The 13,758-nt window shown below is 47.2% G+C and carries 8 protein-coding genes; 5 read left to right on the top strand and 3 right to left on the bottom strand.

The window, feature by feature from the left end:
* Positions 1 to 195: 195 nt before the first annotated feature.
* Complete coding sequence (locus P2W83_RS02170) at positions 196 to 1,866, bottom strand: peptide MFS transporter (RefSeq protein WP_276132043.1); 1,671 nt, start codon at positions 1,864 to 1,866, stop codon at positions 196 to 198.
* Between the two features lie 84 nt (positions 1,867 to 1,950).
* Here P2W83_RS02170 and purD point away from each other — a divergent pair, with 84 nt between their 5' ends.
* On the top strand, positions 1,951 to 3,231 hold the full coding sequence (purD, locus tag P2W83_RS02175) for a phosphoribosylamine--glycine ligase (RefSeq protein ID WP_276132044.1): 1,281 nt from the start codon (positions 1,951 to 1,953) through the stop codon (positions 3,229 to 3,231).
* A gap of 66 nt (positions 3,232 to 3,297) precedes the next feature.
* Here purD and P2W83_RS02180 read toward each other — a convergent pair whose 3' ends face one another.
* Positions 3,298 to 4,800 (bottom strand): NAD(P)H-hydrate dehydratase, encoded by a 1,503-nt coding sequence (locus P2W83_RS02180; RefSeq protein WP_276132045.1) that lies wholly within the window; start codon positions 4,798 to 4,800, stop codon positions 3,298 to 3,300.
* Between the two features lie 189 nt (positions 4,801 to 4,989).
* Between P2W83_RS02180 and P2W83_RS02185 the strand changes: the two genes are divergently transcribed.
* The 4 genes from P2W83_RS02185 to P2W83_RS02200 all read left to right on the top strand — a co-directional run bounded on the left by P2W83_RS02185 (position 4,990) and on the right by P2W83_RS02200 (position 13,213).
* Positions 4,990 to 7,395 (top strand): TonB-dependent receptor, encoded by a 2,406-nt coding sequence (locus P2W83_RS02185; protein WP_276132046.1) that lies wholly within the window; start codon positions 4,990 to 4,992, stop codon positions 7,393 to 7,395.
* A gap of 4 nt (positions 7,396 to 7,399) precedes the next feature.
* Positions 7,400 to 10,468 (top strand): tetratricopeptide repeat protein, encoded by a 3,069-nt coding sequence (locus tag P2W83_RS02190; protein ID WP_276132047.1) that lies wholly within the window; start codon positions 7,400 to 7,402, stop codon positions 10,466 to 10,468.
* A 4-nt stretch (positions 10,469 to 10,472) separates the two neighbouring features.
* Positions 10,473 to 12,206 (top strand): porin family protein, encoded by a 1,734-nt coding sequence (locus tag P2W83_RS02195; protein ID WP_276132048.1) that lies wholly within the window; start codon positions 10,473 to 10,475, stop codon positions 12,204 to 12,206.
* A 77-nt stretch (positions 12,207 to 12,283) separates the two neighbouring features.
* Positions 12,284 to 13,213, top strand: coding sequence for a hypothetical protein (locus P2W83_RS02200; RefSeq protein WP_276132049.1), 930 nt, complete (start codon positions 12,284 to 12,286; stop codon positions 13,211 to 13,213).
* 29 nt (positions 13,214 to 13,242) lie between these two features.
* Here the strand turns inward: P2W83_RS02200 and P2W83_RS02205 are convergent, their stop codons facing one another.
* On the bottom strand, positions 13,243 to 13,722 hold the full coding sequence (locus P2W83_RS02205) for a YkgJ family cysteine cluster protein (protein ID WP_276132050.1): 480 nt from the start codon (positions 13,720 to 13,722) through the stop codon (positions 13,243 to 13,245).
* Positions 13,723 to 13,758 lie beyond the last annotated feature (36 nt).

Here is a 13,758-nt window from a genome sequence, read left to right on the forward strand (position 1 = left end):
GTTTTTTGTTTGAATAATCGCGAAAGATAATAAAATAATCAAGAGATGAAATTCGATGTGAATTACGTGGTGGATAACTAAGTCGTGGTGCTGCTAAAGCAATGAGAGCGAGACCAACATAACATACAAGCTACTTAAATAAACAAAGCGGTGCATTCCTTAAGAAATGCACCGCCAGTTGTATTGTTTGATGTATTAATTAATATTCTTCTCTTTCATTACACCGTTCAACCAGCGGAGAGCAGCGAATGCAAGTCCGGCAGATATAACTAACAGAAGGCAGTTAACGAGGAAGAAGTTTGCTTTGTTGTCGTAGTCATACCACATACTTGCCAGCACGCCCGACATCTTATTACCTATTGAAGTAGACAGGAAGAATCCACCCATCATCAGCGCTGTCAGCCTTGGCGGACTAAGTTTAGAGACCAGTGATAATCCCATCGGGCTAAGCAAAAGCTCACCGACAGTGATCACACCATAAACTCCTACCAGCCACAGAGGCGATACTTTTTCTGCACCATTGCCTCCGGCATAAACTGCACCTACCATTACCAATGTAGACAAGCCGGAGATCAAAAGACCAAATGCGATCTTGGTAGCTGTTGTGGGCTCTTTACCCTTGCGCCGCATCATGGCGAAGAATGCTACCACAACAGGCGTCAAAGCCACAACCCAAAACGGGTTTACCGATTGGAATAACTCTGTGCTAATGAGATAAACCGGTTCATCGTTGGTAGGTTGTTTGTCGGCAGGCAGGTTGCGGAAATACACATCCCTGTCATGGATCTTTACTGTTTTACCACCCTCTTTCACCGCCTGGAACTGGTCGTCATATTTCACAACAGAGTCGATCTTGGTGGGCATGGTCTCCACCTGGTACAATGCACGTGCAGGACCTTCGACCGATTCGGCCACCTGGCGATCGGTATAATATTTAGCCCAGCGTGTAAGTGCCGTGCCGTTTTGTTTAAATACCGCCCAGAATACTACACTCAATGCAAATATTACTAACAGCGCGGCTATCGGACGTTTATCAGTAGCATTGGCCTTTGCCCAGATCGACACGTAGAAGATAACAATAGGTATGGCAGCAAATATGAACCCATCGGTACTGTTGCTACCAAAGATGTTTTCGACGCCAAATACATAGTGCGGAGCCACCCAACCTATCACACCACAGATAAGCGCCGGCAGGAACACCTTGCCAAATACCGTTGCCATACTTGCATCTTCTTTTTGTACTGGTTTCAGCACGTCTGCGTGACGAATGTGTTTCAAACCGATGGAGAATACGATCAAACCAATGATCATACCTACCCCTGCGGTAGCAAACGCAGCCGACCAGCTGTACTTATTACGCATAAATGCGGCCAGTATCGGGCCAAGGAAAGCACCGATATTGATACCCATATAGAACAGGTTGTAACCTGAGTCCTTACGTTGACGATACTCCGGCTCTGAATACAGGTTACCCAACAGTGTAGAAATATTGGGTTTGAAGAACCCGTTACCTATAATAATAAGCGCCACCGAAGTATAAAACATGGTCATACCCGGCAGAGCTAAGCCCAAATAACCGGCTGCCATCAGGATACCGCCGAGGTACACCGATTTTACATACCCTATCTTCCTGTCGGCCAGGAAACCACCGAGAAAGGGAGTGAGATAGGTAAAAGCGATAAATGTTCCGAAGATATCATCAGCTGTTTTGTCGGGCAGGGAAAGACCGCCGCGCTTTACATCTATCATATACAGAACAAAAATGCCCAGCATCAGGTAGTAGCCAAAACGCTCCCACATCTCTGTAAAAAACAAAAAAGGTAATCCCTTCGGGTGCTTACGCCCGTTGGCCGTTTGTTGCTCCATAAAGCAGTTTTAAAAATTTCGTGAAAGATAACCCTTGGTTTTGAATAATTTTGCCCCTTCAACAGGGTTACATTTAATATTACAATGCAGGCATATAATATATTACTACTTGGTTCTGGCGGCCGCGAGTCAGCCATCGCATGGAAACTTCGTCAAAGCAAATATTGCAAAGAACTGTTCATTGCTCCCGGCAATGCAGGCACTGCACAATATGGCAGCAACCTGAACTTTTCTGTAACAGATTTTGAAGAGATCAAAAGAGTGTGCCTTGAAGACAAGATCGACATTTTGTTTCCCGGCGGTGAAGATTCGCTGGTAGCGGGTATCTGGGATTTTGTAAAGAACGATCCGGAACTAAAACACATCATCGTTGCGGGCCCTTCGCAAGATGGTGCGCAGCTGGAAGGCAGCAAGGCTTTCTCTAAGAAATTTATGCGCCGCCACAGCATACCAACTGCCGGCTATCGCGAGTTCTCAGAAGAGAACTTTGACGAAGGCATGGCTTACCTCGATGCACACAGCCTGCCTATCGTGCTGAAGGCCGATGGTCTTGCTGCCGGTAAGGGTGTAGTCATCGCAGAAACAAAAGCGGAAGCCATCGCCAGCTTCACTACCATGATCAAGGAGGCACAGTTCGGCGAGGCGAGCAAGAAAGTAGTGATCGAAGAATTCCTGACAGGTATCGAGCTCTCTGTTTTTGTAATGACCGATGGGACCAATTATGTGCGTCTGCCGGAAGCTAAAGACTACAAACGCATCGGCGAAGGCGATACGGGCCCGAACACCGGTGGCATGGGCGCTATTTCTCCGGTGCCATTCGCAGATGCTGCTTTTATGCAGAAAGTTACAGAGCGCATCATCGATCCTACTGTAAAGGGATTGAAAGAAGAAGGCATCATTTACCATGGCTTTATCTTCTTTGGCCTGATCAATGTTGGTGGCGATCCTTATGTGATAGAATACAACTGCCGCATGGGCGACCCTGAAACGGAAGTAGTAATGCCGCGCCTCGAAAATGATCTCGTTGAGCTGATCGTCAGCATGCACGAAGGCAAGCTGAACGAAGTAGAGATAAAACACGACAAACGCGCTGCTTGTACTGTTATGCTGGTGTCAGAAGGATATCCCGGCAGCTATCCTAAAGGCAAAGTGATGACCGGTTTTGATAACGCACATGGTAGTATCCTGTTTCACGCAGGTACTTCTGTAAAGGAACACAACACTGTTACCAGCGGTGGACGTGTATTAGCCGTTACTTCTTACGGAGAAACATTAAAAGACGCCCTAGCTACTTCCTTCGAAAATGCTGAGCATATCGAATACGAAGGCAAGTACTACCGCAGGGATATTGGGTACGAATTCTAGTTAGTCAATTCGGTATAAAACAATGCGGCAATGCTATAAACATTGCCGCATTGTTGCATTAAGACCTCATCGTATTGTTTGAAAAGCCTTTCCCAGTGCATCGATCACATCACCTGCCACCATAGCTTCTTCAGAATGTATTTGAGATGCAGATTCACCTGCTAACCCATGCAGGTAAACGCCTAACACTGCTGCACTATGCGGGTCATATTTCTGTGAGATAAGCCCAGTGATGATACCGGTGAGCACGTCACCCGAACCTGCGGTCGCTAACCCTGCATTGCCTGTAATATTATACCTGCATTCACCTTCGGAGCTAATAACTGCAGTATACCTGTCCTTGAGCACAATGGTGATATTAAACTTCATAGCCTGCGTACGTGCATGTTCCAGGCGCAGCATACTGTTTGCAGTCTTCCCGAACAGGCGTTCAAATTCTCCCGGGTGTGGGGTAAGCACGCTACCTGCCGGTATCTTATGAAGCAGTTCCGGTTGTTTTGCCAATATGTTTAACCCATCAGCGTCTATAACTACGGGCTGCTTGCATGCTTCCAGGAAATTTGCAAACGCTTTGATCGTTTCTTCTTTGGTGCCGATACCCGGACCTATACCAATAGCATCCGCATTCTCCCAGTCTGCTATGCGGGTAATATATTTCTCTCCCTTTGTGCCACACATTGCCTCCGGCACCAAGGTTTGGATAACACTATAGCCACATTCCGGCACTAGTGAGCGAACCTTGCCTGCACCTGCACGGCCTGCTGCCTTCGTCGCCAGTGAAATGGCCCCCATCATACCGTAACTACCGCCTATCAGCAACGCGGTTCCAAAAGTGCCCTTATGAGAAAAAGGCAGACGAGGTTTGTAAATAGCACGCACATCCGCCTCATCTATGGTTTGGTAGTTGCTATGCGTCGACGAAATAAAAGTTTCATGCAGCCCGATATCCAGTATATGTACATTTCCGGCATAAGTTCCTGTTTCAGGATGCAGGAATGCGCGTTTGTAAAACTGGAAGCTTAACGTATCATCGGCCTTAATAATGGCAGCTCCTTCTCCAGGAACGTTATCGGCCGGCATACCGCTTGGTATATCGATCGAGACCTTCCGGTTGGGTCTATCATTAATATGACCAATAAAACTGGCGATCCAACCTTCCGCCTGCCTGTTCAGCCCAGTGCCTAATATCGCGTCCACGATCACGATGTTGGCCGGAATATCTGTAATAAATGTCTCGGGTTGTAATATATCGACCAGGCTGCTATCGATATTCTGCAGTCTTTCCAGGTTGGCCTTACAATCGGTTGACAGTTCCTCGCTGAATTGCAGCAAAAAAGCCTTAGCCCCATAGCCAAGGCGGTTCAGCATGCGCGTGATCACCAGCCCGTCCCCTCCATTGTTACCGGTTCCGCAAAGCACCACGAACAAGGCTTCCTTTTCGAAGTTGGCCATCAGCCATTCCACACATTTTCCGGCCGCGCGCTCCATCAGGTCGCGCGAGGTAATGCCTGTTGCATGGATGGTGTAAGCGTCACAGGCCCGTATCTGCAGAGCAGAAAAGATTTTCATAGGTGAAAAATAAACAAAACAAATGAAGCACAACCCTAATAACATTTTTCCACATTTATCTCGTATCTGCTTCATTCCCTGCATTTTCATTTGGTCACGATACTGTAATTCCTATCTTTGTTTGCCTTAAAAACGGGATTAAAACCGTACTTTTCAGGCTTCAACCTTATTTATAGTAAAATCAATTTTATGCAAAACCGCTTCGGCCTTGTAGCCGCTTTGTTATTATGCCTTTCGTTTGGCGCATGGGCGCAAACGGAAAATGCTATTATCAAAGGGTTTGTTTACGACCGTTCGTCAGGTGAACCGATGATCTTTACAAATGTTGTGCTGATGGATACCAAGTTCGCCGCACAAACGGACGTGAACGGTTATTTCTCTTTCACACAAATACCTGAAGGTACTTATACGCTGTTCACTACAGTTATCGGTTACGATACTTCGAAGATCAGCGTGACCGTAAAACCAGGCGACCTGATCAATAAAAAGATCTTCCTTAATCGCGGCCAGCGTGTGCTGAAAGGCGTAGAGATTTCTGCCCGTAAAATAGAAAAGACCACACAGATCAACGCGGGTACTACTACAGTTACTCCGCGAGAGATCAAATTGATGCCGAGTGCAGGTGGCGAACCTGATATCGCTCAATACCTGCAGGTAGTTCCGGGTGTGATCTTCACCGGCGACCAGGGTGGTCAGCTGTACATTCGCGGTGGTGCTCCTTCTCAAACCGGCATACTGCTGGATGGTGTTACTATCTACAATCCATTCCACCAGATAGGTTTATTCTCGGTTTTCGAAACAGACGCGATCCGCAACGTTGATATCCAGAGCGCCGGCTTCAATGCGCAATACGGCAATCGTACTTCAGCGATCCTGGATGTGCGTACCAAAGACGGTAACAAAAACCGCACTGCCGGTAAAGTTTCAGTTTCTCCGCTCATGGCTCGCGCCATGGTGGAAGGTCCGCTGTCCAAACCTAAATACGAAGGTGGCGCTGGCTTTACCTACTTGCTCTCTGCCAAGCATAGCTACTTCGATAAAACATCTTCTTCTATTTACGGCGGACTGGGCGAGCCTTTCAAAAGCAGCCTGCCTTACTCCTTTACCGACCTGTACGGTAAAGTGACCTTCAATGGCGACAATGGTAGTAAGATCAATGTATTTGGTTTCAACTTCGATGATAAAGCGAAAGCTATCGATCCAGATTCATTGACAGAAAAAGCAGCTATCCGCTGGAGAGCCACTGGCGCAGGTACTACCTTCGTTATTACACCGGGCAATAGCTCCGCGCTCATCAACGGTCGTTTTGCTTATTCTAAATACAACCTCGATTACAAAGAAGCTGACTTTGTAGCAGCGCCCAACAGCGCCTACGATGGTACACGTAGCAGTGGTATTGAAGGATTTGAAGGTGGTATCGATTTCACCTACTACATGCCACACTATAGCCAGCTGAAATATGGTCTGGAAGTAAGCGGCTTGCATACAGCACTAGACTACCTTAATGAGAACGGCAACACAGTTGTCCTCGACCGTCGTAATACGTCGGCAGCTTTGTTCCTGATGTACCGCAAAAACTTCGGAGACAAGTTCATCCTCGAACCCGGCTTCCGCATGCAGTACTATTCTTCAATCAGCGCACTTTCTCCAGAGCCACGCCTGGGTATGAAATACAACGTTTCCCGTACTGTACGACTGAAAGCTGCGGGTGGTTTGTATTCGCAAAACATCATCAGTACCAAGAGCGATCGCGACATCGTGAATTTCTTCACCGGCTTTATCCTGAGCCCGGATGAAGGTGTGCAAAATGTGGATGGCGGCGAACTGAACAAGAATTTGCAGAAAGCATATCATGCCTTGGGTGGCATCGAGGTCGACATCAAAAACGTAGAACTGAACCTCGAACCATGGTATAAAAACTTCTATCAGAATATCGAGTTGAGCAGGATCAAGGTCTTACAGGCCGATGGTAACTTCACAGCCGGCGATGGCGTAGCAAAAGGTATAGATCTGTCAGCCAGGTACAACAAGAACCGACTCTATTTGTGGGGTGTGGTATCTTACCAGGAAATCGTTTATACAACACTGGTGCTGAAAAACAACGTTGTTCGCATAGATGAAAATGGCAGGCAGATCAGAGAAAAAGAAGCACAATCTTACGCACCACCATTCGATCGCCGCTTCAACATCAACCTGCTGGCTGCTTATACCGCCGGCAAGAAAAAAGATTGGGAACTGTCTGCGAGATATAACATCGGATCGCCATTCCCCTTCACACAAACACAAGGATTCTACGAGAACCTGGTCATGCTCGATCAAAACCATCAGCTCGATCAAAATGTCAACACACAAAATGGCCAGATCGGCATATTATATAACAACCAGATCAATGGCGGCCGTCTTTCCTGGTACCACAGGCTCGACGTCTCGGTACGTAAAAGGTTCGCTCTGTCTCAATATTCCAACATCGAAACAACTCTGGGTGTTACCAACGTATATGACAGGGACAACATCTTCTACGTAAGCCGTATCTCTGGTACACGCGTTTACCAATTACCTGTATTCCCAAGCCTCAATGTGACATGGAATTTCTAATTGAATGAACTACAACAAGAAACTTATTATAACCGGAAGCCTGGCGTGCCTTTTAATGGGTAGCCAGGCTTCGGCTCAAATACACAGTCCCAATCTTCCGGAGAATAAATGGATAACCATAGCGGAAGAACAATTTATACAGGGACACTATAGCAATGCCGCGAACTCTGCACTGAACTACATCAGGCAGAATAAGATCAGCACGCATACACGCCGACTGGATGCGCTTGACAAAGCACAATATTTTGTCGCAGTAGCCGATTTGAAGTTGATGAAAGAAGGTTGTGTTGATTCTGCGATCAACTATATCAACAGAACGGCCGATCCAGCCTTTCGCCAACGCACGGCTTACGCGCTGGCCCAATACTATTTCCGTAACAACATGCTGACGGAGGCGATACCATATTATGAGATCGCAGGTATTTCAAATCTCACTAACGAGGAGATCGCCAATGCAAAGTTCGAACTGGCTTATGCTTACTTCACAATGCGCCAGTTTGATAAGGCAGAACCGCTTTTTGCATCAATCAAACAGCTGGCCAGCACGTACACTTCTGCAGGGCACTATTATTTCGGGCTGCTGGCTTATAACCAGGGCAATTTTGCAGAGGCACTTGAAAGCTTCGAAAAGATCAAGAACGAAAAGCAGTATAAGAGCATAGTGCCTTATTACATAGCGGAGATACACTACTTTACAGGCGACAGGCAAAAGGCGCTGCAGGAAGCATTGCAGCTAATGAAGCGCCCCGAAAAATCGTATTACGATAACGAGCTGCACCTGCTGGCTGGCCAGGTTTTGTTTGAAGATCAACGCTATGGTGAAGCGTTGCCTTATTTCGAAAGTTATTACAACAATGTTGAGAAGATCAGGAAGGAAGACTTGTATGAAATGGCTTATTCCTACTATCGCGTGAATGAATGGCAAAATGCCATTGATAAATTCAAGCCACTCAGCTCAACGCGCGACTCCCTCGGACAGACGGCAATGTACCTGCTTGGCGATGCTTACCTGAAAACGAGCGATAAGAAAAGCGCCCGCAATGCCTTCAGCTTTGCTGCAGATATGCCTTTCAACCCCGGCCAGCAACAGGCGGCATTGCTATTAGCTTCAAAACTTTCTTACGAAACCGGGCATTACGACAAGGCTACTGCCAACATCAATACGCTTCTTAGCAATTTCCCTCGTTCTCCGTATACAGACGAAGCCAAAACACTTTTGTCGAGCCTGCTGTTAAAGACCAGCAACTACGAAGAAGCGTACACAGCGCTGCAGGGCGTAACTAATCGCGACCATAACTATTGGGCAACCTTACAGAAAGTGGCTTATGGCTATGCCATACAACAAATACAAGCTGGCAATCTTTCTGAAGCAGACAGGTTGTTGTCTGAATCACTGCAACAACCCAAAGACGATAGGTATGAGGCAGCTGCTAACTTTTGGAAGTCGGAGCTTGCCTACCGCATGCAACGCTTCGGAGAAGTAACGGGCTATGCACAAAAATACCTCAATGCCACGCTGGTGCGTGACGATGTACGATACCTGAGCGCCTCTGCCACACCGCAAAACGCCTACCTGAACATGGGTTACGCAGCTATGCAGCTGAGAGACTTCAGTTCGGCACAAGGTTATTTCGGCAGGGCACAACAGTCGCAGGATAATGACGCCAGCTATTTGCTCACGGCCACATTGCGCGAAGCCGATGCAGTATTCATGCAAAAGGATTACGCTCGTGCCCTGGCTCTTTACGACAAAGTAATTGCGGGCAACAGCCCCGAGGCAGATTATGCAAAGTTTCAAAAATCCAAATTATTAGGCCTACAAGGCAAGAATGCAGAGCGTGCTACGCTTCTACAATCACTGATCAATGCTACTCCATCTTCGGCTTATGCCGCAGACTCCCGGTACGAATTAGCGCTCACTTATATTGAGCAAAACAGTTACCAACAGGCAGTAACTATGCTGATGCCGCTTACTGAAGCCCTCGACCGTCGGGAAATGGCGCCAAAAGCCTGGATGAAGATCGGCTTCGCGCACCAACAACTTAACGAAACAGATAAGGCAATTAGCGCTTACAAGCATGTTGTTACAGAATTCCCTTCGTCGGAAGAAAGGCCGGCAGCACTGGATGCGTTGAAGAGCCTGTATATTGAGAACAACCAGCCTAACGCCTACGCTACGCTGCTGGAAGAAAACAATATTTCATCTGAAGGAGATCTTTCGCTGGATTCAACATTCTATTCAGCTGCAGAAGCGCAATATGCTGCTGGTAAATACAGCAACGCGAAGCAATCACTGGCGCAGTACCTGCAACGTTATCCTAACGGCATCTTCTCAGCTAAGGCGCATTATTATAAGGCCGAAAGCCATATGCAGCTAAAAGAAAATAAAGAAGCACTGGCTGAATATGACCTTGTTCTGTCTGCTGCAGGAAATGACTTTACAGAGAACAGCGCCCGCAAAGCAGCGGCATTGGCCCTTCAAAACAAAGACTATTCGTCTGCTCACAGGTATTATACCGTATTACGCGGGGCTGCGGCCAGCAGCGAGAGTAAGATCCAGGCTTACAACGGGCTGATGTTGTCAAGCTACGAATTGGGCAAATATGATAAAGCTACTGCTTACGCTGATACACTGTCTCAGCAACCAGGTCTTGATGAGAACATGCTAAGTACAGTAGCGCTGTACAAAGCAAGGTCGTTGCAACGCAATAACAAAACCGACGAAGCGTTGGCAGCGTACAAGAAAGCAGAAACTTCGAAGGTGGGTGCCGTAGCCGCTGAAGCACGTTACCGTATTTCAGAGATCTACCTGAAACAGGGCAAACTACCTGAAGCTGAGACCGCTGCCAACAATACCATTAAGCTCTCTGCAGGCAATGATTACTGGATAGTGAAATCGTATATACTGCTGGCCGATGTACTGGCGCAGCAGAAAGACTACTTCAATGCTAAGGCAACCCTGCAAAGTATTGTGAAGAACACTAAGATCGCCGAGCTGAAGCAGGAAGCATCTGCCAAGCTGGAGCAAGTAAAAACATTGGAAAAACAACAAAGCAAACTGTCTGAAGAATAAGTTCATGAGATTAAGAACATTTTGCCTCTTACTGATATTACTCGGCCTGACGCTCGATACCTCTGCTCAACGCAGGAAAAAGAAAGCTGCGCCTAAGCGCACAACCCAAACCAAAGCCAAAACAAAGGCTAAAACGAAGGGCCATACCACGACGCTTCAACGCAGCAGTGCAAAAGATACCCTGCTGAAAGGTGCAACTATCGAGATATTGCAATCGTACAAACCTGAGGTGAAGAATACCCCCAAGCCTGAGTTTGCCACCAACCTGCCTCCTGTAGATACCACTACGCCAAGGATGGATTATGATGTACCACAACAATCATTGTCGTACACATATAGCTCTACCCCGCTACGCCCCCTGGCACTGGGCAACGACTCTGTTGAGAACAGTTTTGCTAACTACGTAAAACTCGGTGCAGGCAATTTATCGACTTTATATCTTGATGCGGGCATTGGAAGTTTCAACAGCTATAACTATGAGACCAACCTTAATGTGCATCACATTTCGCAGGCTGGCAATATCGAGTTCCAGAAATCGTCGCTTAGCTCCATAGATGCCGATGGCACTTTGCATCGTGACGGTCATGCCTTGCATGCCAGCCTGGATGCTTTACGCAACCGGTTTTATCATTACGGTTACAACCACGACGTATACACCTATGAGAAAGAAGCAGTAGCAAAGACATACTATGGTGTGCGCCTGGGTGCAGATATTAAGAACGAGGATGAAGGCTTGTATGACCTCAACTACCATCCTTCCATCAGCATGTCTGCTTATGGTGTACCCAGCAACGCAGTATTCGGCGCTTCTGAACGTTCTTTCGACCTGGCAGTGCCTGTGTCATATGACGTAGACTCTACCTTGTCTCTGTTAATGGGTGTTAACCTGGGCATAGCCAGCTTCAACGATGCATTTGTTAAGCAGACCAATAACTACTTTCAACTGACGCCGGGTGTTCGCTTTACCAAAGGCAATATCTCGGGTCATGCAGGTCTCTACCCTACCGTTGGCAAAGGCGGCATCTTTTACATTCTTCCTGATATCGAAGGCCGCTTTGGCATCGGCCAATCGCAATATGCTTTTACTGCAGGATGGAAAAGCCAGCTACGTCAAAATACATTCGAGCAACTGTCGACTATCAATCCTTATATGTGGGATTCATACACAGTAAAACAAACCCGCAGCGATGAGATCTTCGGCGGTATAGAAGGCAATGTCGGCAACCATATCAGCTTTGGCGGGCGCCTGAGCTGGTGGAAGCACCACAACATGCCCCTGTTTATCAACGATACAGCCTTCGACGAAAAAAGGTTCCTCGTGGTGTACGACAGGGTGACGGCTATAGCCCTGCAGGCTAATGTGAGGTACCAGATTGCCAACACCTTCTCTGTAGGCTTGAGCGGCACCTGGACGGGTTATTCTACGCGTACCTTCCACAAGGCCTGGCACCTGCCCGGCGTGCAGCTAAAGGGCGACCTGATGGTAAAACCGCTGCCAAAACTGGCTGTAACAGGCTATGTAATGATTATGGATGAAATATATGCGTTGGCCAAAGGCGACCAGTCGGAGAAACTGAGTACCATAGCCGATATAGGCGCCGGCGCTGAATATAGTTTTATACCCCGTTTATCTGCCTTTATACAAGCCAATAACATATTGAATAACAAATACGAGCGTTGGCGTAACTACCAGGCATACGGATTTAATATATTTGGCGGCCTGAGGCTTAAATTCTAGGGCAAAACCTTTTTTGCAGATATAAAACCTGTTTAATTAACTTCACACCCTCAAAAAAAATACCGGAAGAGATTTAGATGGACATCGCGAAATACATTGGACTTTACCTGCTTAAAAACAACTTTTGCTACATACACGGTCTTGGCCAGCTGGAGCTGAAGAAAAAACCTGCCGCATACGATGGACAGGCTTTGCAAGCACCGGCTTTTGAGGTAACGCTCTCCCCTACCGGTTCTATCGACGATGGCCTTGCTAACTTCATCGCCACCAACGAACAAATAAGCATAGCTAAAGCGGCCAACGGACTGCGTGAATTCAGCGCCAATGCTAAAACAAAGTTGCACGAAGGTGAAGAAGTGATCATACCGTCTATAGGTAAATTCATTGAGCAGAATGGCCGTATAGGTTTCGTTACCGATCCGCATCTTAAATACACACCGCCGGCTATACCTACTGTAAAGAATGCACCGCATGTTGCAGAAGAGAAAAAAGCACAGGCAGCTCCGGTTCATACAACTGAAACAAAAACAACTGCTCCGGCAGCGCGTCCTAGCGTAAACTGGGGCCCTATAGTGCTGATCGGTGGTGTTATCATCGCCATTGCTGCGATCGCGTTCTTTGGCATACAGTATATCAGCAACCGCAACAACGAGATGTCGGAAGAGACTGTTGCTGCACCTGTTGACACGCCACAGCAGCAAGCTGTTATTACCGTTGATACAACTGTGATTGATACTGCTACAGTAGCAGCCCCGGCATCTAACATGCAGCTGCAAAACGGCATGCTGTCTTTTAAAGTGATACTGCGTACCTATAAAGACAGCGTTAGCGCCAACAAGCAAGTAAAGAAATACACCTCTTACGGTATGACTGTTGAAAGCGTATTGCAGGATTCTTCTACTTACCACGTGGTAATGCCTGTAACTGCACCACCTGCAGATACAGCTCACATCCTCGATTCGCTTAAACGAACATACAACCCGAAAGGAGTAAGCATACTACCATAAAGAAAAGCCTCGCAATTTGCGAGGCTTTTTTATTTCTGTTCCATTTCAAGTAGTCGTTCCATCACCTTGAACGTAGCCGGGCAAACCGTGGCGTTCTTCAGTGTCAGCTGCACGCGTTTCAGCAGCACGTCTTCGTCTGTGTATGGGTAACGTGCACAATCGCTAGGACGGTCTTCGTAGATATCGCAGGTATTGTCTGCTGCCAGGAAGGGACAAGGAGATGATTGTACTACATAGTCGCCTTCGTTATCCAGTTTCAGGTAGCGGGCTACCAGGTCGCCTTCTTTCATTTTGAGGCGCCTGGCAATGCGTTTAATATCCGGTTGCTTAAAGCGGGGAGAATAATTCTTGCAGCAGTTGGCGCAGCTCAGGCAGTCTACCTGCTCAAATGCCTCTTCGTGCAGCTGGGGAAGGGCCTTAAGCATCTTGTTCTTATTGCCCTTCTCCAGCATGCGCTTATACGCCTTCTGGTGGTCTTTACTTGTTTGTTGCCAGTTGTTGGGAAGCATAAATTTCCATTCGCACGTTATCACTCATCACTATTG

The organism is Polluticoccus soli (genome assembly GCF_029269745.1).
GTDB lineage: Bacteria > Bacteroidota > Bacteroidia > Chitinophagales > Chitinophagaceae > Polluticoccus > Polluticoccus soli.

Excerpts from the sequence above, each read along its gene's own strand:
- P2W83_RS02170 (WP_276132043.1), bottom strand. The coding sequence starts at position 1,866 with ATGGAGCAACAAACGGCCAACGGGCGTAAGCACCCGAAGGGATTACCT.
- purD (WP_276132044.1), top strand. The coding sequence starts at position 1,951 with ATGCAGGCATATAATATATTACTACTTGGTTCTGGCGGCCGCGAGTCA.
- P2W83_RS02180 (WP_276132045.1), bottom strand. The coding sequence starts at position 4,800 with ATGAAAATCTTTTCTGCTCTGCAGATACGGGCCTGTGACGCTTACACC.
- P2W83_RS02185 (WP_276132046.1), top strand. The coding sequence starts at position 4,990 with ATGCAAAACCGCTTCGGCCTTGTAGCCGCTTTGTTATTATGCCTTTCG.
- P2W83_RS02190 (WP_276132047.1), top strand. The coding sequence starts at position 7,400 with ATGAACTACAACAAGAAACTTATTATAACCGGAAGCCTGGCGTGCCTT.
- P2W83_RS02195 (WP_276132048.1), top strand. The coding sequence starts at position 10,473 with ATGAGATTAAGAACATTTTGCCTCTTACTGATATTACTCGGCCTGACG.
- P2W83_RS02200 (WP_276132049.1), top strand. The coding sequence starts at position 12,284 with ATGGACATCGCGAAATACATTGGACTTTACCTGCTTAAAAACAACTTT.
- P2W83_RS02205 (WP_276132050.1), bottom strand. The coding sequence starts at position 13,722 with ATGCTTCCCAACAACTGGCAACAAACAAGTAAAGACCACCAGAAGGCG.